The 25267-nt window shown below is 45.7% G+C and carries 17 protein-coding genes and 1 pseudogene; 12 read left to right on the plus strand and 6 right to left on the minus strand.

The window, feature by feature from the left end; all coding sequences use genetic code 11:
- On the minus strand, window positions 1–188 hold a 188-nt coding region (locus L5M10_RS13545), incomplete at its 3' end, for a helix-turn-helix domain-containing protein (protein ID WP_263179487.1).
- Between the two features lie 58 nt (window positions 189–246).
- On the opposite strand from L5M10_RS13545, the pseudogene L5M10_RS13550 reads away from it, so the two are divergent.
- Window positions 247–1707: pseudogene (locus tag L5M10_RS13550) on the plus strand (GGDEF domain-containing protein); the annotation flags it as partial.
- A gap of 331 nt (window positions 1708–2038) precedes the next feature.
- A complete protein-coding gene (locus tag L5M10_RS13555; protein ID WP_263140412.1) occupies window positions 2039–3808 on the plus strand; it encodes a monovalent cation:proton antiporter-2 (CPA2) family protein in 1770 nt (589 codons plus the stop codon).
- A gap of 92 nt (window positions 3809–3900) precedes the next feature.
- Here L5M10_RS13555 and L5M10_RS13560 read toward each other — a convergent pair whose 3' ends face one another.
- Entirely contained in the window at window positions 3901–6366 is a 2466-nt protein-coding gene (locus L5M10_RS13560) for a TonB-dependent receptor (RefSeq protein ID WP_263255416.1), read from the minus strand.
- Window positions 6367–7226: 860 nt separating this feature from the next.
- Between L5M10_RS13560 and aceB the strand changes: the two genes are divergently transcribed.
- The 3 genes from aceB (at window position 7227) to L5M10_RS13575 (ending at window position 11242) form a co-directional block, all read left to right on the plus strand.
- A complete protein-coding gene (aceB, locus tag L5M10_RS13565; protein ID WP_259566271.1) occupies window positions 7227–8876 on the plus strand; it encodes a malate synthase A in 1650 nt (549 codons plus the stop codon).
- Window positions 8877–9016: 140 nt separating this feature from the next.
- Entirely contained in the window at window positions 9017–10342 is a 1326-nt protein-coding gene (gene aceA / locus L5M10_RS13570) for an isocitrate lyase (protein WP_198572101.1), read from the plus strand.
- A 531-nt stretch (window positions 10343–10873) separates the two neighbouring features.
- A complete protein-coding gene (locus L5M10_RS13575) occupies window positions 10874–11242 on the plus strand; it encodes an acyl-CoA thioesterase (RefSeq protein WP_006085118.1) in 369 nt (122 codons plus the stop codon).
- Between the two features lie 80 nt (window positions 11243–11322).
- On the opposite strand, the gene L5M10_RS13580 is transcribed toward L5M10_RS13575, so the two are convergent.
- The 3 genes from L5M10_RS13580 to yiaY form a co-directional block, all read right to left on the minus strand.
- Complete coding sequence (locus L5M10_RS13580) at window positions 11323–11529, minus strand: hypothetical protein (protein ID WP_028760719.1); 207 nt, start codon at window positions 11527–11529, stop codon at window positions 11323–11325.
- A 288-nt stretch (window positions 11530–11817) separates the two neighbouring features.
- A complete protein-coding gene (locus L5M10_RS13585; RefSeq protein ID WP_028760718.1) occupies window positions 11818–12183 on the minus strand; it encodes a hypothetical protein in 366 nt (121 codons plus the stop codon).
- Window positions 12184–13033: 850 nt separating this feature from the next.
- Window positions 13034–14182, minus strand: coding sequence for an L-threonine dehydrogenase (yiaY, locus tag L5M10_RS13590; RefSeq protein ID WP_028760717.1), 1149 nt, complete (start codon window positions 14180–14182; stop codon window positions 13034–13036).
- Between the two features lie 600 nt (window positions 14183–14782).
- Between yiaY and betI the strand changes: the two genes are divergently transcribed.
- The 6 genes from betI to L5M10_RS13620 all read left to right on the plus strand — a co-directional run bounded on the left by betI (window position 14783) and on the right by L5M10_RS13620 (window position 21426).
- A complete protein-coding gene (gene betI / locus L5M10_RS13595) occupies window positions 14783–15388 on the plus strand; it encodes a transcriptional regulator BetI (protein WP_006080847.1) in 606 nt (201 codons plus the stop codon).
- Window positions 15379–16842: a betaine-aldehyde dehydrogenase gene (gene betB, locus L5M10_RS13600; RefSeq protein WP_219250117.1), complete on the plus strand. Its 1464-nt coding sequence runs from the start codon at window positions 15379–15381 to the stop codon at window positions 16840–16842. The genes betI and betB overlap by 10 nt, the downstream gene beginning before the upstream one ends.
- A gap of 9 nt (window positions 16843–16851) precedes the next feature.
- A complete protein-coding gene (gene betA / locus L5M10_RS13605; protein ID WP_263255417.1) occupies window positions 16852–18537 on the plus strand; it encodes a choline dehydrogenase in 1686 nt (561 codons plus the stop codon).
- Between the two features lie 373 nt (window positions 18538–18910).
- Window positions 18911–20128, plus strand: a complete 1218-nt coding sequence (locus L5M10_RS13610; protein ID WP_263255418.1) for a BCCT family transporter — start codon at window positions 18911–18913, stop codon at window positions 20126–20128.
- Between the two features lie 14 nt (window positions 20129–20142).
- The gene (locus L5M10_RS13615) at window positions 20143–20847 is read left to right on the plus strand and encodes a TorF family putative porin (protein WP_263255419.1); all 705 of its coding nucleotides are present in this window, start codon (window positions 20143–20145) and stop codon (window positions 20845–20847) included.
- A 102-nt stretch (window positions 20848–20949) separates the two neighbouring features.
- Window positions 20950–21426, plus strand: a complete 477-nt coding sequence (locus L5M10_RS13620) for a MarR family winged helix-turn-helix transcriptional regulator (RefSeq protein ID WP_006080852.1) — start codon at window positions 20950–20952, stop codon at window positions 21424–21426.
- A gap of 127 nt (window positions 21427–21553) precedes the next feature.
- Here the strand turns inward: L5M10_RS13620 and L5M10_RS13625 are convergent, their stop codons facing one another.
- On the minus strand, window positions 21554–22183 hold the full coding sequence (locus L5M10_RS13625) for a peptidylprolyl isomerase (protein WP_263255420.1): 630 nt from the start codon (window positions 22181–22183) through the stop codon (window positions 21554–21556).
- Window positions 22184–22749: 566 nt separating this feature from the next.
- Here L5M10_RS13625 and malQ point away from each other — a divergent pair.
- Complete coding sequence (gene malQ, locus L5M10_RS13630) at window positions 22750–25176, plus strand: 4-alpha-glucanotransferase (RefSeq protein ID WP_263255421.1); 2427 nt, start codon at window positions 22750–22752, stop codon at window positions 25174–25176.
- Window positions 25177–25267: the final 91 nt, after the last annotated feature.

Raw genomic sequence — 25267 nt, forward strand, 5'->3', positions numbered from 1 at the left:
GTGTAATCGGCAAGGTGATTACGTACAGTGCTTTCATGAATGCGTAATGCTTGAGAAATCATTGCCGGGGTCCAGCCTTCGGATGCAAGCAGTACTGCTTTGATGCGGTCACGAATACGCCCGTCACGCGTTTGAGCATGCTGGGTCTCTAGGACTTGTTTTTGTTCAGGAGTAAGGAGTAGTTTCATAATCGTTAGCTTGATCCTCATTTCACTGAAAATCAAGCATCTTCATTGATCACGGGTATATATAGGTCTGCGTGACTATGACAAAGCCTTGGCTGCAGTCGCTCAAGCATTAGCCCTAGTGGTGAATATTGATGATGTCACGATTAAACGGCACTCATATCTAAGAATTGCCAATATTTATTCCGAAATGGACGCTTATAGTGATATGGGCCTTTATGCCTATAAGGTGTTACAACTCGCAAAGGAAACCGATGTCCGCGATATTTGCCATGCCAAATTGCTGCGCGCTATTTATTTACTCGGCGTGAAAAATCCCGATGCCTTCGATGCCTTCGAAGATAGCCGTCAATACTGTGATGCGAAGCAATTCCCCCTTCTGGCGACTATGTCGATAAAAGGCAAAGCTATGGTTTTGCAGGAGCGGGGCGACTTTTTAGGTGCGAGAGCGATTCTACTATTAGCTTTAAAAGGGTATGAAGCTTTTCAATTTCAGTTAGAAATCAGCCATGTGCATGCACTACTTGCCGAGAATTACTTTGCCATGGATGAGCAGGTTCAAGCGAAAAGTCACGCCGTTAAAGTGCTTTCATTCCCCGATGATAATAGCTACATCGAACATAAGCATATTGCATATAAGGTATTTGCCGAACTGATGGCGGCGGATAAACAATTTGAGCAAGCATATGAATACAAAAGAAAAGAACAATATTATAATCAATTGATTTTTGACCAATCTAGAATGAAAACCCTCGCTTATCAGGCGGCTAAGTTTAATGCTGATGAACAGTCGCGTGAAATCAATTTACTCAATAAAGAGCGTGAACTTTACATCGCTCAGCAAATGGTAAAAGAGCGGGAATACACCAATATGCTGATGTTTATCACTATTCTAGTGGGTGGGCTGTTCTTCCTTGGGATTTTGTTAGCCGTAGGTCAGATGCAGAAACGTAAGTTTATGCGTATGGCGAGAATGGATGCCTTAACAGGCATATTGAATCGTGGTGCAGGGCAAGAGTTGGGAGAAAACCTTTTTGTGCAAGCCACGGCTCGTAGCGGGGATTTCTGTGTCATTTTATTCGATTTAGATTTCTTCAAACGTATCAACGATTCTTTTGGTCATGGAACTGGCGATTGGGCGCTTAAAAAGGTGGTTGACTCCCTTAAATCCCATATCCGAAATGGTGATGTTTTTGCTCGTATCGGCGGTGAGGAGTTTGCAATTTTATTACCCTATGCCGATGAAGCGAAAGGCATGGAAGTGGCGGAGCAATGTCGAGCTCGTATCGAGGCCATTGATACCCAACATTCAGGGCATAAGTTCGTCATAACGGCGAGTTTTGGCGTGAGCGGTTTAATGGCTGATGATCTGAGTTTGGATCCATTATTTCACCGAGCCGACATGGCGCTCTATGCCGCTAAGGCCAATGGCCGCAACACCGTAGTACGCTATTCTGACATATTAAAATGTGACAAGCAGGCAACTGATTTACGGCCTCATATCGCATCGCCCTCTGTGTAATGCAAGTCGAGTGAGCATTTAGTCTCATCCAGAGTTGGCAAGCCCTTACTGGTTTTATCCTTCCTTAGTTTATTGCTCGTTTTTTATTTTGCAGCCACTCACTAAAATGCAATAACAGTCTAAGGTGTCTCTAAGCGCTCTTTTACTCTGCTTTGTTGCTCCAGTTGATTTCCCCCACGCTTAAGTGTTTTTCGTATCAAAAATTTCTCATTTTTAATGAATTGCCTTGACCTTGTTAATAAATAAATGGGATATCATAGCTGATAATTGCCTAGCTATTGCTGGGGCCTTACATAGAACAATGCGCATTCCTTTTTCCGTTGGAGCCTTCATGGAACAGTCGAGTTTACTCACGTCGGTGCTGCTATTTTTATTGGCGGCGGTTATTTTTGTTCCCTTGGGTAAACGTTTTGGCGCGGGCCCTATTCTTTCCTATTTGGCCGCAGGGATTATTTTAGGCCCAGGTGGCATGGCGTTGGTTTCTGATCCTGCAGCCGTGTTGCATTTTGCCGAGTTAGGTGTGGTACTTATGCTGTTTGTACTTGGACTCGAATTGAATCCAAGTAAATTATGGGAACTTCGCAGTGCTATCTTTGGTTTAGGCAGTGGTCAGCTGTTGTTGTCATGGGCTGCGATTGGAGGTTTGGCTTGGGGCTTTGGCTTGTCTATTGAGGCGGCTTTAGTGGTTGGCGCCGCGCTATCTTTATCATCGACAGCCTTTGCCGTGCAGTTAATGAGTGAGCATAGACTGCTCACAACCCCACTTGGACGTGATGCTTTTGGGGTATTGTTAATGCAAGACCTTGCGGTTATCCCTATGTTGCTGCTGACTGCATATTTGGCGCCCAATTCTGCTCAGATTGAACATCATGCGGTGCCTTGGTACTGGACGTGTCTTGCGCTCGTTGGTTTTGTGTTAGTGGGGAAATATTTACTGCCTAAATTCCTTAAACTAGTGGCAAGCAGTGGGGTGCGTGAAGTGCTCACCGCTTTTGCATTATTACTGGTCATGGGTAGCGCTGAGTTAATGGAGTGGTTGGGACTTTCCGCGGGTATGGGGGCATTTTTGGCGGGTATTATGCTCGCTAACTCAAGTTATCGGCACCAGCTCGAAACTGACATAGAACCTTTTAAAGGCTTATTGCTTGGGCTGTTTTTCATGGCTGTCGGTATGAGTATGGATTTGAAATTATTGATATCTGATCCGTTACTTATTCTGGGTATTTTAATGGCTATGTTGCTGATTAAAACCTTTGTGCTTATGGTGTTGGGTCGCATTCGGCACCACAAATGGCGGCCTAGTATTGCACTAGGTTTGATCCTTGCTGAAGGCGGTGAATTTGCCTTTGTGCTTTTATCTCAGGCGCAGCTATCTGGTATTGTCGGCGATAAAATTGCGCAAGTCCTTATGCTTGCTATTGGTTTGTCTATGGCAGTAACGCCTCTATTGTTTACTTTGTTCCGAGCAACTAAAGCCAAAGTGGTGGATACTCGTCTGCCAGATACGATTAATGTCACTGAATCTGAAGTGGTGATTGCTGGATTTGGTCGAGTAGGCCAGATCACGGGGCGTATTTTGGCCTCATCAGGTATCCCTTTTGTCGCCTTGGATAAGGATGCGAGTCATGTGGATGTTATTCGTAAATACGGTGGTGAAGTATATTTTGGTGATGCCAGACGCTTAGACATGTTGATGTCGGCGGGGATTGCTCGGTCTAGATTACTATTGCTTGCCGTGGACAGTGTTGAGGATTCCATTGAAATTGCTCAGCAAGTGAAAACGCATTTTCCCCATATCAACATAGTCGCGCGGGCGAGGGACCGTAACCATGCTTATCGTTTGATGAGCCTTGGGGTGACGGATGTGTTTCGTGAGACCTTTGGTTCGGCGCTATCGGCCAGTGAGAAGATTCTCCAAGGCCTAGGTTTATCGCAGGTACAAGCCAACGAGCGGGTAAAAATCTTTGCTGAACATGATAAGAAACTGGTGATTGCGAGTGCGGCTCATCAGAATGATTTAGCGACGTTAATCAATTTATCGAATAAGGGTAAGGCAGAGTTGGAATCCCTCATGCGTGGCGATAGGGAGAATGTGAGCTAATGTTGTCACTCTGATTTGGATATAAAAAGAGAGCATAAATGCTCTCTTTTTTATTGGTTTACAACATCAAATTTAACGCTGATGTTTAGGTGTTAAAAGCTATAGCTGTATTGCAGTTTGACGTTGCGTTCTTCACCCGGCATACCTCCGAGGAACATGGCTTTACTGTAATAGTCTTTATTGAAAAGGTTATTGATGTTCAGCTGGATTTTCCAAGAATCCGCGTTGTAGCTCACCGCCGAGTCGACAACGGTATAGCTAGGCACATAACCGTCTGGAATACCAAATGAGCTAGAGTGCGTGCTGCGATCATCGACAAATTTAGCACCAAGGCTTAATTCGATTGGGCTTGATAAGCTAAACCAATCGGCGCCATAGGTCACCCAAGCACTGGCAGTGACATAAGGTACACCTTTTTGACGGCTGACGTAATTTGCGACGTCATTCGGGTTTTGCTTATCCCTTGCATCTTGGTACATGCCATTAAGGTTAACGCGCCATTGATCATTCAGGTGGGCATTGAGATCGAGTTCGACCCCCTGAGTATCTTCGCTACCATCATAAAAATACACGGGAATATTAGGGGTTAATATGCCATTGGTATAATCAGGGTTGTTATAGGCGACATTAGTACGCGAGCTTTTAAAGAATACCAGTGAGCCAAGCAATTGATCCTCAAATGCTTTAAAGCGCATACCTAGATCATTGCTAATTGATTCTGAATCATCTCGGTCGGTAGCATTATCTTTTACTGCATCAAGTACACTGTAAGCGGTGCGCCCTTTAGAATGGTTGATGAAAAATGATAAATCCTCAATCGGCATGTAGGTTAACCCTAGGTTATAGGTCATACCGTTATCTGTGGTATCGGCTTCTGGTGTCGCTTGGGATTGGCTAGTGCTATAGCGTGGATCAACACCAAAGTGCTCATAGGCTTGTTTAATCTCATTAAAGGCAACACCAATACGCGTGGTAAAGCCGTATGGCAGATAACTGACATGTTGTAAACCTACGCCCCAAGCACTGACTTTTTTGTCATAGTTAGCGGTTTTGAGTGGGTCATAGTCCTCGAATTTACCTGTGCCCCAGTTAGGATTGCGGATGTCGTATATATAAGGCAGAGATCCTTGGTAAATGATTTTGCCATCTTTGTTTTTATAGATTTGATCGGCATCGAAGATAGAATATTGCTGGAAGCGAATATTACGGTCTTCGTAGTTGGCATTGACCAATAATTCATTGTCTATATTGCCAATTTGGAAGTCATAACGTAAATCGGCAAAGTACTGCCACGAAGTCTCGTCGGCATCCACTTTACGGTATTCCTGACGTCTTGCAGCAAAAGGATAAAGTACGCCGTTTTCAACTAAAGGCGATCTAGGCTCTTCGTTAATCACGTCGGTAGGTACGTTTTTAATCTTGATGTTACGCTTCCAATAGACATAGTTATAGGCACCAGTTTGGCGGGCGAAACCTGACGTGTAGTCGCGATACTGCAATTGTTGATTGAGGAACAAATTGTCGCTGAAATAGATATTATGGGTCAGTTTAAATCTTAACTCTTCACCCTCATTGTCCTTCGCCATCGGCGAAATCAGCCCTGCATCACCAAACGAATAAGGGGTTAAGCCGTCTGCGCCAGATAAAGAGGCCGCTAACTGCTGACGCTGTGCATCGGTGAGTTGTAGACCATTACCGTTGGGATCATTAACCAGATCTTGCCACGTGACCTCGCCCGCGCTCTTACCGCCGACTGAATCGGCATTGTAAATTCGAATCGGGTGGCCAATAGAGTCAACGGCGATAGCATCTTTAATGTAAGCACCTGAAAGCATTACATCTTGGCTATCACTTAATACCCATTTTAAGGCGCCATAGATTTCGTCTCTGTCTGTACCTATATCGCGATAGCCATCACTGCGGCCGGATTTTGCCACTAAACGGTAGGCGACATCATCGCTCAGACCGCCCGTGCTATCCAGAGCAAGGGAGTAGGTATCCCATTGTCCAACTTCGGCGGTAAATTTGTTTTTTGACTCGAATTGCGGTTTTTTCTCAATTAAATTGATGACGCCACCAGCACTCCCCATGCCATAGAGTCCAGTCGCTGGGCCTTTTAATACTTCTACGGATTCAACGTTGGTTAAAGAGCGCGTGGGGTTGAAAGTGTTACCAAGGCCAGCACCGCCATACATACCGTCATAGGTGTAATTTGCGCCTAAACCACGGATGACTATGTTGTCACCGATGCCATAGTTATTACCCGCTTGAGTCACACCACTGATGTTACGGATCAAGTCTTGCAGATTATCTGTACCTTGGGTTTCGATCAGTTCTTGGTCAACAATTACAACTGCAGCGGGTGTTTCCATGAGAGACATGTCGGATTTAGTCGCTAGCCCTGAATTTTTCACCACTGAGTTTTGTCTGCCATAAACCGTGATGCGCTCAACGTTGGCTTCAGTATTTGCTGATACCGAGTTAGCTTCGGCGGATGCAGTTTGCGATAAAACGGAAAGGCAGGCGAGTGCAGTTAGTGACAAACGAAATGATTTCATTAATGGTTCCCCCAAATAAATAGGTCGCGAATAGTAATGATTTGCATTTAAGTTGGCAACATATGTTTCAGATGTCGTGGTTGAAATGTGCAGTGCTGCGAATAAGTGTTACGAAAAGGCATGTATTTGAGGAAGTTAGGTATGGGTTCTCGCAGGAGAAAAGCTTCATAAAAAGTCGCGTCTAAGTTCCATCCCACTGTAATGTCAAATTTGTTTCATTTTTTTTATAAAAAAGTGATTTATTTTTTGAGTTAACCATCACATCCCACCTTGTTGATCGGGAAACGCAACCTGGTACTTAGTTTGAATCGCACATGACACCTATTTCGTTTACGTAAACGTCAAAATTAAACGGTTGTTTTAATTCATGGCAATGGCAACAGTCTTTATCATTATGATTTATATGAATTTATCTGACTTACCTCTAGGTTAGTTCAAAACATTGAGCATTTTCTACTTAGGTCTAATAGAGTAAAAATGATGTAATAATAAATTTACTATTAGTTATTTAATTACGTAATTAATTACTTTGCGTATTGATTGGTAAAGTTGTCTGACAAGTTTCATTTAACTGCAATTGCTATATGTGATTAAAATTTTTAATTACATATTTATCAGTTATTTGTTGTTTATTTTTTTGCTTGGTCAGACCAATTTTAGCATGGTTTTTACTTAGGTTAATGCATGTTTTTGTCAATCTTGGACTGTTGCAAATACAAACGTTTGTCGGTAAGTTTTAGTTCGAAACAAACATTTGATGGTTTTTTGGTGAGTTTATAAGCAGTGGTGATTAGGGATGCTACTGCTTTATATGTCAGCGTTAAGCCTGTGATAGTGGAGCCTCTTGGGAGGGCATCAAGATGACGGAACACACTTTGAGTGAACAGCAATTGAATTCGACACTGGGTAAAGCTACAGCAAACGCCACGCTTAATATTGTGGGTCGTGACATTCCTGGCCAAGAAGTCATATTTACCGAAGGGGCTGTCGCCTTACTCGAATCCCTTTGTCGTGAGTTTGCCGACGAAGTACCTGCCTTACTCGCTAAACGTAAAGATAAGCAAGCACGTATTGATAAAGGAGCATTACCTGACTTTCTGCCTGAAACCCGCGCTATCCGTGATGGTGCATGGCAAATTCGCGGTATTCCCGATGACTTGCTTGACCGCCGCGTAGAAATCACAGGTCCCGTTGAACGTAAGATGGTGATTAACGCACTCAACGCCAATGCCAAAGTGTTTATGGCCGATTTCGAAGATTCTTTAGCACCAAGCTGGGAAAAAGTCGTCGAAGGTCAAATCAATCTACGTGATGCCGTGCGTGGTGACATTGAGTACACAGCACCGGACACGGGTAAGCACTATAAATTAGGACCAAATCCGGCAGTGCTTATCTGCCGCGTTCGTGGTCTGCACCTTAAAGAAAAACACGTGCAGTTTAATGGCAAAGCGATTCCTGGCTCACTGTTTGATTTCGCACTGTATTTCTACCACAACTATCGCCAACTTTTGGCCAAGGGCAGTGGTCCATATTTTTATATTCCTAAGTTAGAAAGTCATATTGAAGCGCGCTGGTGGGCAAAAGTGTTTGCTTTTGTTGAGGAAAGGTTTTGTCTGCAAGCGGGCACGATTAAATGTACTTGCTTGATTGAGACTTTGCCTGCCGTGTTCGAAATGGACGAAATTCTCTATGAACTACGTTCCAATATCGTCGCACTGAACTGTGGTCGTTGGGATTACATCTTCAGCTATATCAAAACATTAAAACGTCATAGCGACCGAGTCTTACCGGATCGCCAAGCCGTCACTATGGATACGCCTTTCTTAAGCGCTTATTCAAGACTCTTGATTAAGACCTGCCACAAACGCGGTGCCTTAGCGATGGGCGGCATGGCAGCCTTTATTCCTGCTAAAGATCCTGCTCAGAACGAAGCGGTATTGCAGCGAGTTCGTCGAGATAAAGAGCTTGAGGCGCGTAACGGTCACGATGGCACTTGGGTCGCGCACCCTGGCCTTGCCGACACCGCTATGGGGATTTTCAACGAATACATAGGCCAAGATCACTGTAATCAATTACATATTACCCGTGATGTAGACGCGCCGATCCTTGCCAGCGAGTTACTTAAAACCTGCGACGGTGAGCGCACTGAACAAGGGATGCGTCTGAACATTCGTATCGCCCTGCAGTATTTAGAGGCGTGGATCAGCGGCAACGGTTGTGTACCTATTTACGGCTTAATGGAAGATGCGGCTACGGCTGAGATCTCTAGAGCATCAATTTGGCAATGGATCCAACACGGTAAGTCGCTGTCAAACGGTAAATTAGTGACCAAACAACTCTTTAAAGACATGTTGGTTGAAGAGCTGTCGAACGTGAAAAAAGAAGTGGGTAGCGACAGATTCACCCATGGCAAATTCACCCAAGCGGCGGTATTGCTCGAAGACATTACCACCTCCGACGAGCTGGTCGATTTCTTAACCTTACCCGGTTACGAAATGCTGACTGCCTAGGATGAACTCATTTGCTTGAACCGTTTTAGGTAAACCAGATTTAGCTGTGGCGGGGCTACCGCCAACCAAACAATTTAGCAGAGTGAAACTGGGGGGCAGTTTCATGATAGCTACAACATCAAAGAGAAAGGAGCGACACTATGACTAAGGCAACGACTCAGACTTCACGTCAAGAGCAGATTGATGCAATCAAGCGAGATTGGGCAGAAAACCCACGTTGGAAACACGTGCGTCGTCCTTATACCGCAGAAGAAGTGGTTGCGCTTCGCGGTTCAATCGTGCCTGAGAATACTATCGCTAAGCGCGGTGCTGCTAAGTTATGGGAATTGGTTAACGGTGGCGCTAAAAAAGGCTATGTGAATTCATTGGGTGCGTTAACGGGTGGTCAAGCGGTACAACAGGCGAAAGCGGGTATCGAAGCGATTTACCTTTCAGGTTGGCAAGTGGCAGCCGATGCTAACTTAGCCGGCACTATGTACCCAGATCAATCTTTATACCCAGCCAACTCAGTGCCAGCTGTGGTGTCACGCATCAATAATTCATTCCGTCGTGCTGACCAAATTCAGTGGGGCAATGGCGTTAATCCAGAAGATGAAAAATTTGTTGATTACTTTCTGCCAATTATTGCTGACGCAGAAGCGGGTTTTGGCGGCGTATTAAATGCCTTCGAACTGATGAAGTCGATGATCGACGCGGGCGCTGCCGGCGTTCACTTTGAAGATCAGTTAGCTTCAGTGAAAAAATGTGGTCACATGGGCGGCAAAGTATTAGTGCCAACCCAAGAAGCGGTTCAAAAGTTGGTTGCTGCACGTTTAGCGGCGGACGTGAGCGGTGTCGATACACTGGTTATCGCCCGTACCGATGCTAACGCGGCCGATTTGTTAACTTCAGATTGCGACCCATACGATCGTGATTTCGTGACTGGAGAGCGCACCAATGAAGGTTTCTACCGTGTGAAAGCCGGTCTTGACCAAGCGATTTCTCGTGGTCTTGCTTATGCCCCTTATGCAGATTTGATTTGGTGTGAAACCGCTAAACCGGATCTTGAAGAAGCGCGTATTTTTGCTGAGGCGATTCATGCTCAGTACCCAGATCAACTGCTTGCTTATAACTGTTCGCCTTCGTTCAACTGGAAGAAAAATCTGGACGACGCCACTATCGCGCGCTTCCAACAAGCATTATCAGACATGGGCTACAAGTACCAGTTCATCACTTTAGCCGGTATCCACAACATGTGGTACAACATGTTCGACCTCGCTTACGACTATGCTCGTGGCGAAGGCATGAAGCATTATGTTGAGAAAGTTCAAGAAGTTGAGTTTGCTGCTGCGAAGAAAGGTTACACCTTCGTCGCGCATCAACAGGAAGTGGGCACAGGTTATTTCGACCAAGTGACTACGGTTATTCAAGGTGGCCATTCATCAGTGACCGCACTGACAGGTTCCACCGAAGAAGAGCAGTTTTAAGCAGTAAGCGCTTAGGATGATCCATTGTGATTGTGGATCACTCCTTAGCACGCCTTATGCTGATGTATCTGGTGAGGCGTGGTTAAAAACTCGAAATAGAGGGCAAGGCGGACTGTGATGAGTTACTGAGCTTGCAGCTTAAATCTCGAGTCGAGTGTGAAAGAGTGTTACCTGTAAACCTGTGTTTAGCTGCTTTGCAGCTGTTGTCCCCGTGCAGTTCGCCTACATGTGCTGTGCGGGTTTTTAAGTCAAACCTCGTGACTTAACTTCCTACCCAGTAAGTTTTTGCTTGCCTTAGCTTGGCGACTCTATGAGTCGCTATTTTTTTGCTTATTGGTTCACTATTACGCTGATTAATATGGTGCAACTCTGATGCGACTTGGTGCAATAATCGGATTATTTTACAGCAGCTTATTGCTATCTCATTGTTATTTAATGGCTATCAATAGTGGCCTGAAAAATGCTCTGAATAATGTGGAAAGTTATAGCTTATTAAAGCTGATTATTGGCATTCACATTGAGGTCACCGCCATGAAATATTACAGTCGCCGTTTAGTTAAACCTGAACATTTAAATCCAGCAAATACCCTGTTTGGCGGTCAGTTGCTCAGTTGGATAGATGAGGAGGCCGCCATCTTTGCAGCCTGTCAGATGAAGAGCACGAGCCATGTGACTAAGCTGATTTCTGAAATCAACTTTATGACGCCAGCGCATCAAGGGGATGTGATTGAGTTTGGTCTGGAGCTGGTGAGCCTCGGCCACAGTTCGATTACCGTAAGCTGCCAAGTACGCAATAAGATGACGCAGGCGCCAGTGGTGAGCATAGATAAGATGGTGTTTGTGCATGTCAATACCCAAGGATTGCCTGTGCCCCATGGTATTCGGGCGAATGCGGCTTAAGGGGCGTGGCGCTTAAAATGCGTGATGCTTAAATGTATAAGATGCTTAAAATGAGCAGTGACGCCTAGGCGTCACTGTCATTAGTCTTTGGTTAAATCTTCTTTTACCGATTTGACCGCATCCCGTGAAGCATGACCTATGGCTTTTGTCGTGTCTCGAGTCGCGTGGCCTATCTCAGTGGTGACTTCTTTAGTCGTTGTGCCGATGGCACGGCCTGCGTCCTTTAAATCCGCACAGGCGGATGTAGCGAGTAATAAAGGAATAATAATGAGCGTCGCTTTATTCATTGTGATGCCAATCCTCAATTTAAGTTCGTAACTCAATTTACTGGGCCTTGCCATTTTTACTGTGCTAAATGACATTTGGGACAATATAACAGATCTTGAGCTGAATCACGCTATGGCGACATTATCTGCTGAGTCGCTGTTGCAATGCTTCTGTTCGAGTATCAACCGAGTGAGTGAAACTAAGAGCATTAAATGACGTCGTGGGTTGAGTTATCGAACTCGACAAATAAAAACGCCAGTGGCGTTTTGCGCACTGGCGTCTAAGGTCGCTAAATAATACTGCAAAGATTATTCGAGTTTGGCTAAGCGTTGTTGATAGTCTTCAATCAGGTGCTGCATAATTTCTTCTGGCGCCGCATCGTCACAGCAATCGTCTAAAAAGATTTTAAAGGTGACTAAGGCATGGCCGTCATTTTTGAGTCTGTCACTCTGCATTGAGAAGTAAGCATCTTCATTTTCGGCTTTACGAACCACAAACTTATTTGTTTCGAAGGTTTTTTCCCCAGAAAGCTCGTGCCATTTAGTGATGCGATTTAACGCGATCTCACAGGACTGGTTCATTTCAATATGATTTAACCAAGTAACGGGATGTTCAGGATCTTTGTAATGTGGACATCTAACTGTGTAGTTATATACATGGGTGATTGCAGTCATAGCGTACCTACCTGTTCGAGGATATTGTTGCCATCATAGGCATCGTTTTTGAATTCGGTCAATCATTAATTAAGTCTATATAGCCTTGATGTTTTTTGACGGAGAAGGATAGTTACTGCATGAAAATTAACCATTTACTTAATCTGTCATGTCTCTATTTAGCATGAGTTTTATGCCAATAACTTTGTGCTAGATCTCAGTTTTGGGTGAAGTTTCGCTTTTGCTGAATTACTGATTAATAAAGCAACAACTTGGTCGTCAGTAAGTCTTATTGATAAAAAGAGTTAACAGCAGAGTAAATAGGTTAATTAGGCTTTGGTGGGCGCAATATGATTAAGTGGCAGTATAAGTTGTCGCAGAGGAAACGCAGAAGGCAGAATGGACAGAGGCCCATTCGTTAGAACGGGCCTCTCAGCTGGCTTCATCTTTTGCAGGGAAAAAGCGAACTGGGGCCATCTTATCGGATCTGTAACAGTCTGTAACCCACAGAGATCACGTTTTTTATATCATTTTGCTATGAATATTTGAGGTTCAGATCCTTTCTTCTTGAATATGCAGATTTGTGAGTGTTTTGTCAGTGCAAAGGTGCATAGACACTGAGTTTTATGTTGGTTTTTGTTACTCAATTTTTAAGATAGCAACTTACCTCGCCATCTTGTTGATACAGGTGTAAAAAAGGCCCCAATAGTGCAGCAATAATCTGTGCACTATTGGAGCCTAAAACGAATTCATTGGAGGATGAAGTCGTGTTTACGCACTAGCAGGACAATAAGTCGTTATCCAGCAAGTTAGCGCACGATTGTTGTGTGCTAACTTGCGATTGGTAAGGTATGGCGCTTACAGCGCACAATTACAGCGCATTAGTGAAGATCTGACAGATCTCCGCATGGGTCGCTTGTTTTGGATTGGTGAATCCACAGGCATCTTTTAACGCGTTATCCGCAAGTGTTGGAATATCTTCCGCTTTCACGCCTAATAAGGTCAGGTTTTCAGGGATCTTAACCGCAACAGACAGTTTTTTGATTGCCGCTATCGCCGCACTGGCACCTTGTTCATCTGTCATCGCAGACACATCCACGCCCATAGCCTTGGCAATGTCTTTTAAGCGCGCAGGGACGACCTGGGCGTTATATTCCTGCACATGGGGCAGCAGCAGGGCGTTACACACGCCGTGGGGCAGATCGTAGAAACCGCCTAATTGGTGCGCCATCGCATGCACATAACCTAAGCTGGCATTGTTAAACGCCATACCCGCTAAGAACTGGGCATAGGCCATTTGTTCACGGGCGTTGATGTCTTGACCGTTTTCAACTGCGTTGACTAAGTTAGCTTGAATCAATTCCATGGCCTTGATCGCACAGGCGTCGGTGATCGGGTTAGCTGCAATAGACACATAGGCTTCAACCGCGTGAGTCAGTGCATCCATACCGGTTGCGGCAGTTAGGCTCGCAGGCTTTTTCAGCATGAGCTCAGGGTCGTTGACCGACAGCAAAGGCGTGGTGTGTTTATCGACAATCGCCATTTTAATGTGTCGGGCTTCGTCGGTAATGATACAGAAGCGCGTCATTTCACTGGCTGTGCCTGCTGTTGTATTAATGGCCACTAACGGCAACTGAGGTTTTGCGGATTGATCTAACCCTTCGTAATCCTTAATGCTGCCGCCATTGGTGGCAACAAGGGCGATACCCTTGGCGCAATCATGGGGTGATCCGCCGCCGAGTGAAATCACAAAGTCACACTTGTTGGCTTTTAACAGGGCTAAACCCGCTTCGACGTTCGTCACGGTTGGGTTAGGTTGTACGCCATCATAGATGGTGGAGGTAATGCCATTTTGACCGAGTTTTTCGGCCACTTCACCCACTAAGCCAATCTTGACTAAGGGTTTATCTGTCACTATGAGTGCGTGTTTAAAGCCTAAGGTTTTGATGTCACCGATAGCATCATCCACTGCGCCTTGGCCTAATACGTTGACAGAAGGAATAAAAAATTTAGCAGCCATAAAATCCACCTATTTGCTTGTAAAGATTAAGTTGTGTTCTTTTCTGGTGATCAAGCTACCAATTTGGAGGTGGTGAAAGTGTGAGCTTGATCGAGTTCGGCGCTTATCTGAGGGTAATTTCCCACTAAAGTTGGAACTAGGTAACTAAATTTCGGACTTTTATGACGGGTATTAGTGTTGGCGTACGATATGGTTTTTTAGCGTTGTTAGCGCCCCTGGTGATGCATCATTTCTGTGCATTTTTCGTTTGCTTTTTATCCCACTTTCTTATCCAGAGTTTGACGGCTCAATTGTTAAATCTAACAGAGGTTAAACCTCATAAATACTCTCATTTGTAGCATTAACTCCAATTAATTAGTTTGATATCTAATATTAATTTATGTGTGCTGCTGTGGTTGTGGTAGGGCCGTAAGTCAAAGAAATCTATACATTTAACTTGTTTTTACAGATTAATTCTTTTTTACATAACTAACTTGTGAGCTTTGTCACTGTGCTATTTTAGGTTGATAGTTACATCACTAATCATTATCATGATTGTTAATTGAACGTTCAATTAACGTCGTTCAGAGTATTGAGAGAGTGGTTATTCCTTGAGTATTTATGCCTAAAGCCGCAATGAAATTGATACGCAGACAGCAGCTTATCGATGCGACATTAGCATCGGTTGCCTTGCATGGATTGCAGCACACGACCATCAACAGCATTAGTCAGTTGGCGGGGATGTCGTCGGGGATCATCAGTCATTATTTCAGTGGTAAGCAGGGCTTAATCCAAGCGACGCTGCGCCACTTGCTCGAGCAGTTAAAGCAGGCGTTGCTCAATCGAATCCAAGGACAAGTGTTGGCGCCAACAGAGCGCTTAATGATGATAGTTGAAGCGAATTTTACCGAGTTACAGCGCTCACGAAATGTCACTCACACTTGGCTGAGTTTTTGGGCACAGGCCGTCCACGATCCCCAGTTAGCCCGTTTGCAGAATATCAATAGTCGCCGCTTATACAGCAACTTACATTTTTCCTTTCGGCACGTGTTGCCTAAAGAGTTTGCCCTGATGGCTGCTGAGCAAACGGCGGCGATGATCGATGGATTTTGGTTACGCAGCGCCTTAAGTGAAACCCCTGAGCAAGATTTTGTTCAGGCCGAAAAATTATGCAAAACCTTTATCCACAATGTGATAAAGCAGCATGGAGTCAAAACATGTCAGTAGAAGTACAATACAACTTTATTGCGGGTCAGTTGCTCGCAAACGATAGCGGCGAAACCTTCGACGTCGTCAATCCTGCCACAGGGCAATTGGCGTACCGAGTGCAAGTGGCCGATGAAAAAATTCAGCAAGCGGCCATCGAGAGCGCCAAAAAAGGCTTTGCGATTTGGTCTGCCATGAGTGCTACTGAACGCAGCCGTATTCTGTTAAACGCGGTTGCACTATTGCGCGCTCGTAATGATGAACTCGCGGCAATCGAAGTGTGCGATACAGGTAAACCTTGGCAAGAAGCCTCAGTGGTTGATGTGGTCACAGGCGCTGATGCCATTGAGTTTTTCGCCCATATTGCCCCAGGGCTTGAAGGCGCACAGCAGCAAGTCGGTGGAGATTTTTATTACACTCGCCGCGAGCCCTTAGGCATTTGTGCTGGCATTGGCGCGTGGAATTATCCATTGCAAATCGCCTGTTGGAAGGCCGCACCTGCCTTAGCTAGCGGCAATGTGATGATTTTTAAACCTTCGGAAGAAACGCCGCTTGGCGCACTGAAATTGGCGCAACTCTTAAGTGAGGCGGGTTTGCCCGATGGCGTATTTAACGTCGTGATGGGTGACGGCAAGGTTGGCGCTTGGTTAACGGGGCATCCAGATATTGCCAAAGTGTCCTTCACGGGGGAGGTCGGTACTGGTAAAAAAGTCATGGCCGCGGCGGCAAGTTCATTAAAAGACGTCACTATGGAACTCGGTGGTAAATCACCGCTTATCGTATTTGATGATGCCGATATCGATAATGCCGTTTCAGGTGCCATGCTCGGTAACTTCTATACCCAAGGTGAAGTCTGTACTAATGGGACGCGGGTGTTTGTCCATGAGTCAGTTTATCCACGCTTTATCGAAAAACTGCTTATGCGTACTCAAACCAATATTGTGGTGGGCGATCCTATGGCGCCAGAGACTAACTTTGGCGCCTTGATCTCCAAAGATCACCAGCAAAAAGTGCTCGATTATATTCAGCAAGGTATCGATGACGGCGCAACGCTGCTCACCGGTGGCACAGCATTAACACCTGAAAATGCTCCCAATGGTTACTTCGTCGCCCCGACGATTTTCACCGATTGCACCGACGAGATGCGCATCTGTAAAGAAGAAATCTTTGGCCCTGTAATGTCCGTGCTTACCTTTAAAGATGAAGCCGAAGTGATTGCTCGAGCAAACAATACCGCTATGGGCTTGGCCGCAGGGGTGTTTACCCAAGATATCAGCCGTGCTCACCGGGTCATTCATCAGTTACAGGCGGGTATTTGCTGGATCAATGCCTATGGTGCCTCGCCAGCCGAAATGCCTGTGGGTGGCTATAAGTTGTCGGGCATTGGCCGTGAAAACGGTAGCGAGACACTCAAGCATTACACTCAAGTTAAAGCCGTTTACGTGGGTCTGCAGCCCTTAGAAAGCCCATTTTAAGGAGGCATTTTGACTCAGTCATTAGAGCAAAAATATTATAACTACATCATAGTTGGTGCAGGCTCAGCGGGTTGTGTGCTCGCCAATCGCTTGTCAAAGGATCCTAAAAACGAAGTGCTGTTATTAGAAACCGGAGGCAGCGATAAGAGCATCTTTATTCAAATGCCGACGGCGTTATCAATTCCGATGAACAGCCCTAAATATGCTTGGCAGTTTGAGACGCAGCCTGAGCCGTATTTAGATAATCGCAAGATGCATTGTCCTCGGGGCAAGGTGCTTGGCGGTTCATCGTCGATCAATGGCATGGTATACGTTCGTGGTCATGCTAGGGACTTTGATGAGTGGCAGGCGCAAGGGGCGACCGATTGGGATTATAGCCACTGCTTACCGTACTTTAAGAAGGCGGAAACCTGGGCCTTTGGTGGTGATGAGTATCGCGGTGAGTCTGGGCCGTTAGGCGTGAATAACGGCAATCAAATGCAAAACCCCTTGTACCAAGCCTTTGTGGATGCGGGCATTGCGGCGGGGTATTTATCGACCGCCGATTATAATGCGGCGCAGCAAGAAGGTTTTGGCCCTATGCATATGACGGTCAAAAAAGGCGTACGCTGGTCAACCGCCAATGCCTATTTACGCCCAGCGATGGCTAGACGTAACCTCACGGTTGTGACCCATGCCTTAGTGCATAAAGTGTTATTGGAAGGCCAAATGGCCGTTGGCGTTCGCATTGAACATAAAGGTAAAGTTGAAGATATTCGTTGTAACAAAGACGTGATTTTAGCTGCAGGTTCAATAGGTTCGCCGCATTTGTTGCAATTATCAGGCATTGGTGATCCCCAAGTATTGGCTGATGCAGGGGTCGAGTTACAACATGAGTTGCCCGGTGTTGGTCAGAATTTACAGGATCATTTAGAGTTTTATTTCCAATTCAAATGCCTTAAACCGATTTCACTCAATGGCAAGCTAGATCCTTTCAGCAAGTTCTTAATCGGTGCCCGTTGGATTTTAGATAAGTCTGGCCTAGGGGCCACGAATCACTTTGAATCCTGTGGTTTTATTCGCTCAAAAGCGGGCCTCGAGTGGCCAGATTTGCAGTACCACTTTTTACCTGCGGCTATGCGCTACGATGGTAAAGAAGCCTTTGCGGGACATGGTTTTCAGGTGCATGTCGGCCATAACAAGCCTAAAAGCCGTGGTGCCGTGACCTTAGTGTCGGCAGATCCTAAAGCGCCGCCTAAGATCCAGTTCAATTATTTACAGCATCCCGATGATATTGAAGGCTTTAGAGCCTGCGTGCGTTTAACCCGTGAGATCATCAATCAAACGCCATTCGATGAGTATCGCGGTGAAGAAATTCAACCCGGCACACAAGTGCAAACCGATGCGCAAATCGATGCCTTTGTGCGTCAATCGGTTGAGAGTGCTTATCATCCTTCATGCTCGTGCAAGATGGGCACAGATGCGATGGCCGTAGTGGATCCCGAAACCCGCGTGCATGGATTGCAGAATTTACGGGTGGTGGATTCTTCAATTTTTCCGACTATCCCGAACGGCAATTTGAATGCGCCGACCATAATGTTGGCTGAGCGCGCTGCGGATATGATTTTAGAGGCTGAGATGTTAGCGCCAGCAGATTGCGCCGTTGTGGTTGCCGACGCTTGGCAAACCACACAAAGAAGCACAGCTACAAGTTAACGCCATAAGTGCACAACATGCCTGCTCGGTCCGTCTTATCGATGGACTGGCGGCTTCAATGTTAAGTGACGCATTAATTGATGACTCAAAACTCATTAAGTGATTACTCAAAAGGCTCATGATTCATTTTATCTAAAGGGTCGGTCAGCCCGCAGTGAGTGTGCAAATGACCGCTTTCACGACTGAACATCTATCAGGGTTTAACTATCGCAGAGCGCTTTTTAAGTAGCGATATTTAAGGCTTGAGGGCAGAGCGCTGCCTTTAAAAATGATTCAGTTTTTTATTATTAAATAAAAACATGGAGTTACATTTTATGGATTCATATCCTCATGCCTACTTATATCCAGTATCGACTGGGGCGGAGTGCACCCTATGACCTGGTTATTATCCGCAGGAATACTGTTCACTTTTGCCGCGATTGCGTTTGTGATTTATCGCTGGGGTAATATTCGCTGTATCGGGGTGACGCCTGTGCGTACGTTTACCTTTATCGCGATTCTGTTCACCTCTGGGCTTGATGTCGGCTTGATCATGTTTCCGCTGACCGAGTTTGCCGGCTATGCCAATGTGGCGGCGAGTCCTGAATACGGCTTTACCAATCCGCTGGCGATTGAGTTTGGCTTTTGGGCATTTTTGATTTGGGTTTTCTACTTTTTAACCTGTTTCTATTTTTGTGTGATTGAACCTAGGGTGAAGTTTTTCGACATTCCTTGGGTCAAGTTCATCAATAACATTGTGATAATTGGCACCTGTGCTTTTACCGCCTATTTGTTACTCAGCAATTTACCTTGGTATTTACCCGAATTAGGTGATGGTGAAACCATAATCGGTAGCTTCTATTTGATTGTATTTATGGTTATCGCTGCGGCGGTATATTCCAGTACTAGCATACGTTATGTGCGTATTTTGAGCTTATCGAGCACTTGGTTATTTTTAGGCTTGATTGCCATCATGTGGGCCAATGCATTTTTATCGGCTGACTCGAGTGTGGGCGAGTTCTTTACGACCTTTGCCATGTTGGGTGACTACTTCGGCAATATTCAACATTTTGTTTTACCCATCAACGACTACCATGAGTTTTATTTGTTCTGGTGGTTTGCGTGGAGCATTATGATTGGTCAATTTACCTCGCGCTTTGTCGGTGGAATGAAAACCTACCAAGTGCTGCTGGCCATGATGGTGTTTCCGTCTATCCCCATCGCTATCTGGTTCACTGTGCTTTATTACTACAGCGCCAATGGGTTAGATACCTCAGGTTTCTATAATCTGGCGATGGTGATTGTAGGGGTGACCTTTGTGATTAATTCACTCGACTCACTGGTACGCCTGTATACCGACAACCTTAATCTGACGATTGAGCGCTTAGGCAAGCTTAAATATGTCAGCTTTAACTTAGTCTTGCTCTGCAGTCTGACATTACTGTTTCAATTAGACTTTCTTCAAATTCAATGGGTTGGTGCAATCGCACTGGGCCTTATCTTTAGCTGTTTTGGTTACATCATGCTGACGCAATTGCAAACGGTTCGTGCCATTGAGCGCTCGCCAAAAGAGAACAAAATCGACTTTACTAAAATTGAGTTAGCGAACTAATGGAAAAATTAATAATGAAATCAAAATGTTTTTATCTTGTCGCTGGTGGATTGTTATTGATGTCGACTGCGGCGAATGCCGGATTATCGGCTACTGTGACGACAACGTCGGATTACACTTTTAATGGTGTCAGCCAAACTGACAGCGGCCCAGCACTGCAAGGCAGTCTGGATTACGGGTTTGATTCGGGCTGGTACGTGGGCGGCTTTACCTCGAACGTCGACTTTGGTGGTAGCGATGATACTTGGTTAGAGCTTGATGCCTATGCGGGTAAGTATTATCAGCTGAATAAACAATTGAGTCTCGATGTCGGGCTGGCTTATTACACCTACCACGGCGATTCCTTCTCCGATGAGTACAACTATCCTGAGTTGTATAGCAAGCTAGGTTACGACACTTCTCTTGGCCACTCTGAAGCTAAGTTAACCTACACATGGGACTACTTTGGCTTGGGCGGCGGACATTACACTATGTTGCTCGGCCATACGATTAGCGTTGCCGAGGGCCATGATATTCGCTTCAGTGTTGACCGCTCGACGTCACTCGATAAAGACAAATGGTCATGGGATGGCGGCAAATCCTTCAATCACTATCGCATTGCCTATATGACCAGTTGGAGCGGCTTTGATTTCAGCCTCGCCGCAGAAGATACCAGCATGAACTTAGATACCAGTGACGAGCGCCTAGTGTTGTCGGTATCGCGTCAATTCATGTTGTAATCTAAGGCACTTTTACCATAAAAGTGCCTCCTCTTGGTGAGTTCAGTCGCGCTTTCTGGTAAGGTGCACTCGTTGCTTAGAACGGGGAGAATGCAAAGTACGATGGAAAAATATGAACAATTGCTCATTTCGCTGCGTCGAGTGATACGCGCTATCGACATTCATTCTCGTCAGCTGAACAAACATTCAGGTTTAACTGGGCCGCAATTGATGGTGATGCAGAAAATCGCCCAATTGGATGCGCCATTGGCGAAAACTGTGGCGGAAGAAATTACCCTCAGCCCTGCGACTGTGACGACTATTATCGATCGACTCGAGGGCCGTGGTTTAGTGATCCGTTTGCGCAGTGAGACTGATAAACGTAAGGTGCATTTATACCTTAGCGATGCGGGCCGAGCGCTGTTACAGGACTCACCTAAACCGTTACAGGATCATTTTATTAAGCGTTATCAAAATCTTGAAGAATGGGAGCAGAGCCAATTGCTCTCTGCCGTTGAGCGTATCGCGACTATGATGGACGCCGATAAAATTGATGCGGCGCCTATGCTCTTGGTCGGGAAGATCCAAGGCGACGAGTAATCGTTTAGATCATGTTTAAATGAATTAGACGCTAAAATCGATTCGTTTTTAAAATGAAAAAGCACTGAATATTCAGTGCTTTTTTGCTTTTAGCTAGATATCGTTTTGCAGTGCATCTTTTACATACTTAAGCTGCAGGACAGCTGGTTTGAGCCACAGAGTTAATCAGGATTTCTTGTACTGGCGTGTTGGCAAAACCACCGCTACTTTTTGTTGGTACTATGCTTATCTGATCCGCCACATCCATGCCGTCAACCACTTTGCCAAACACGGCATAACCATAATTGCTCGCAGACGCATCCAAATGTGGATTATCTAACACATTGATAAAGAACTGTGATGTTGCAGAATTTGGATCATCCGTGCGAGCCATAGAGATAGTGCCACGTTTGTTGCTAATACCGACTGCGGCTTCATTTTTGATGGGGGCATCGCCTGGTTTGCTTTTGAGCCCTGTGGTAAAACCGCCGCCTTGGATCATAAAGTTATTAACGGTTCTATGGAATAAGGTGCCGTTATAGAAAGACTTATCAACATACTGCTTAAAGTTTTTACCTGTGATGGGCATGTTCGTTAAGTCAATGGCGAGTGTGATATCGCCTTTTGTGGTTTTCATTAAATAACATACATCCGCAGCTAAGGCTGGCGGAGTGGGATCGGGCGTCGGTGGCGTCGGCGTTAGATCACCATCTGTACTTCCTTCACAACCGGTTAAGGCTATGCAGCCGACAAACAGTAATCCTGATAACTTCTTCATTTCATATCCTTATTCTCAATCATCATTGGGGAGTTTTTGCTTTAGCATTCCATGGGAGCGAGCCACTGGCGTATATGCGAGGGCATATCAGGTTCCATGAATTTAATGTTGTTATTATGTTTCTATGCTGTAGCGAAACGAGATGTTGACAGAGGAGAGATAGGCTGTTCAAGTTATAAAACGCAATTGATACAAAGTGTTGCACTGATGTCTGTGGTTAATATGTCACCTGACGTATTTGTTAGTATTAGTCTGAACGCAATGACATAAAAATGACTTACGCTTGTCATGTTATTTCTATCCCTTTGCTCTTTACTTATTGCATGCTTTAGGAGCCATGCTTGCCCTCTTGCTGAACGCATGCCCCAATTTAGTGCATTCCACTCTTTATATCCTGATAGCTACTGAGCGCCAACTTAACTGAGTGCTTCTAGTAAGTTACTGATTTTTTGAAAATGTTTTTTGTTATTTCTCTGAAATATTTATGTCATCTTCTTGTTACTTTTCGTTGGCATGGTTACTGTATATCTAAAGCTATGGATGAGCGGTCGCGGGGGCGACAAAATATGGGGCTGGAAAAGTTGCTGTATTTGCGGGGAGTTGGAGCAGAATTTACTGATTGTTTTGGCCAAAATATCCATATTTCCGAGGTAGACAGGCAAGGTATCTTGACCTGTATGTTACAGGAAAAAAACAGCGTGGCAGGGACTGCCATTGATGCTCCTTCTACAGAAGCGTTATCGAGTGATGCTGGGCTGACCTGTGTCGATGCGGTATTGACCGAAGCATTGATCGCGTCGCAAATTGACTTGCTGGATGCCCGTCCTTGGACTCAGGTTCTACCTGAATTCCATTGGTGTTTTGTGGATGAACCTTGGATAAGCCTTTGTTTACCGGAAACCTACACCTCAGATCTGAGTGTGGCGATTGAATGCGAACAGGGTGAGTCCATCGTATTTGATGTGCCTTTCTCGGCGCTTAAGTCCATTGGCGATTACCGCATTGAACAAACGCTTTATCTACACTATCGCCTTGATCTTACGCAACTGGGATTCGCACGCCTCGATTTAGCTGAGGCCAAGACCCAAGCTTACCCTGACAACTTAATGCCCGCCGAGACTGAAGCGGTGAATTTAGCGTCCTATTTCCTGAGCAGCCAAGAGTTCACTAACAACCCTGCATTCACAAAAAACCAAGACTCATTTGCGCAAGTAGCAGACAAAAATGCGAGTGATTTCTCTGTTTTAGGTTTGGGCTTTCATCGCATAGCCTTAAGCTTAAAACATGCCCTATCGACAAGTGCACAAGCGGCAAGCTCTGCGCTAGAGGGCTGTGTGACGGCAGAGGCTGATACTCGTACTTTGTTCTCTGGCACCTTAATGGTGGCGCCGCGGGCCGCTTATCAAGGCGTACTCACGGCTGTTGCCCAAGGTAAACGCCATAAACCTTGGGGGATCAGCGTCCAACTCTACAGTTTGCGCAGCGAGAGCCAATGGGGCATTGGCGACTTTGGTGATTTAGAACAACTGATCGGGCTGGTGGCGGCGCAGGGCGCGGATTTTATTCAACTCAATCCCTTGCACGCCCTCGATATCGCGGCGCCAGAGCATCCGAGTCCCTATAGTCCGTGCGATCGCCGCAGACTTAATCCTCTATATATTCAATTACAAAGCGTTCCTGAATACCAAACTCTTGCCACTGAATTTTCAAGCGCTACTTGGGTAGAGGCTATCGCCTTACTGAATCGTGATAATTGGCTCGATTATCCTAAGGTGAGTGAGCTGAAATACCGTGCCTTTGAGCAGTTATATCGCGTTTTTTGTGACACGCATCTGGCGAACGACACGCCCAGAGCGCAAAGATTCCATGAGTTTGTGCGTGAGCAGGGCAGTGCGCTACAAGAGTTTGCTCAAGCGGAATACTTACGTAGCCCTAAAGCGTTTGTGCAAGAGGAAGGTTTCTATCTTTACCTGCAATTTGTGGCTGAAAAGCAGTTACACCTCTGTCAGCTAAAAGCTAAAGAGGTGGGTATGGGGCTGGGATTGATCCGTGATTTGGCCGTCGGTGCAGCGCTGCAGGGCAGTGAAGTACAGGCTAATGCCGAGCAGTTTTGTTTGAATGCTAGCATAGGTGCACCGCCCGATCCCTTTGCACCCCAAGGACAAAATTGGGGCTTAACGCCACTCGATCCGGTGAAGTTAAAACAACATCATTTCAGTCATTTTATCGCCTTGGTCCGCGCCAATATGGAAAGCTGTGGTGCCTTGCGTATCGATCATGTGATGGGCTTACTGCGACTCTGGTGGTGGCCGCTGGATAAGCAACTCGGTCACGGTGCCTATGTGTATTATCCCGTCGAAACCTTGCTTGCCATCGTTTGTCTTGAGAGTCAACGCGCCCGCTGTGTGGTGATTGGTGAAGACTTAGGGCTAGTGCCACCGGACATTATTCATCGTCTCTACTCTTCTGGCATTTATTCCAACGAGTTGTTCTATTTCTGTAAAGACCATCAAGGCTTTAAGTCACCGGATCAATATAAGTCCCAGAGCCTGATGATGCTGGCGAACCACGATGTGCCGACTTTAGTCGCTTGGTGGTGTGGCAGTGATTTACACCTGCGTCGACAGTTATCCCTGTTTGAAACTGACGAGCAGCTAGGCGAGGCGCTCGCTGGGCGTGAACATGAAAAGCAGCAACTCATTTCACTGTTAGTCGCTCAAGGTCTGTTAGCCGATGTGACGATAGCCGAACTCGATATTCAAACCTTGCTCACGGCTTGGATGACCTTAGGAGCTCGCGGTAATAGTGCGCTATACAGCGTGCAACTGTGCGATTTATTAGCCGATCGCCATGCGGTGAATATTCCCGGTACTTGGCTCGAATATCCAAATTGGCAGCGTCGCCTGCCGCTGAATTTAACGCAAGTGTCGACTTCGCCAGAGATACTGCAGCGATTACAAAATATCGCTGTGGCGAGACAGCTACCGAGCTAAATCTAGCACCAGCGAAAGGCTGCCTATGTCGCACCACATTATGCCATCCCTAAAGATGAGATTATTAGGGGGATGTGGGTAAAAAGTGCCA

It is taken from the genome of Shewanella sp. SM32, assembly GCF_025654235.1.
In the GTDB taxonomy this organism is placed as follows: Bacteria; Pseudomonadota; Gammaproteobacteria; order Enterobacterales; family Shewanellaceae; genus Shewanella; species Shewanella oncorhynchi.

Excerpts from the sequence above, each read along its gene's own strand:
- L5M10_RS13555 (WP_263140412.1), top strand. The coding sequence starts at position 2,039 with ATGGAACAGTCGAGTTTACTCACGTCGGTGCTGCTATTTTTATTGGCG.
- L5M10_RS13560 (WP_263255416.1), bottom strand. The coding sequence starts at position 6,366 with ATGAAATCATTTCGTTTGTCACTAACTGCACTCGCCTGCCTTTCCGTT.
- aceB (WP_259566271.1), top strand. The coding sequence starts at position 7,227 with ATGACGGAACACACTTTGAGTGAACAGCAATTGAATTCGACACTGGGT.
- aceA (WP_198572101.1), top strand. The coding sequence starts at position 9,017 with ATGACTAAGGCAACGACTCAGACTTCACGTCAAGAGCAGATTGATGCA.
- L5M10_RS13575 (WP_006085118.1), top strand. The coding sequence starts at position 10,874 with ATGAAATATTACAGTCGCCGTTTAGTTAAACCTGAACATTTAAATCCA.
- L5M10_RS13580 (WP_028760719.1), bottom strand. The coding sequence starts at position 11,529 with ATGAATAAAGCGACGCTCATTATTATTCCTTTATTACTCGCTACATCC.
- L5M10_RS13585 (WP_028760718.1), bottom strand. The coding sequence starts at position 12,183 with ATGACTGCAATCACCCATGTATATAACTACACAGTTAGATGTCCACAT.
- yiaY (WP_028760717.1), bottom strand. The coding sequence starts at position 14,182 with ATGGCTGCTAAATTTTTTATTCCTTCTGTCAACGTATTAGGCCAAGGC.
- betI (WP_006080847.1), top strand. The coding sequence starts at position 14,783 with ATGCCTAAAGCCGCAATGAAATTGATACGCAGACAGCAGCTTATCGAT.
- betB (WP_219250117.1), top strand. The coding sequence starts at position 15,379 with ATGTCAGTAGAAGTACAATACAACTTTATTGCGGGTCAGTTGCTCGCA.
- L5M10_RS13610 (WP_263255418.1), top strand. The coding sequence starts at position 18,911 with ATGACCTGGTTATTATCCGCAGGAATACTGTTCACTTTTGCCGCGATT.
- L5M10_RS13615 (WP_263255419.1), top strand. The coding sequence starts at position 20,143 with ATGAAATCAAAATGTTTTTATCTTGTCGCTGGTGGATTGTTATTGATG.
- L5M10_RS13620 (WP_006080852.1), top strand. The coding sequence starts at position 20,950 with ATGGAAAAATATGAACAATTGCTCATTTCGCTGCGTCGAGTGATACGC.
- L5M10_RS13625 (WP_263255420.1), bottom strand. The coding sequence starts at position 22,183 with ATGAAGAAGTTATCAGGATTACTGTTTGTCGGCTGCATAGCCTTAACC.
- malQ (WP_263255421.1), top strand. The coding sequence starts at position 22,750 with ATGGGGCTGGAAAAGTTGCTGTATTTGCGGGGAGTTGGAGCAGAATTT.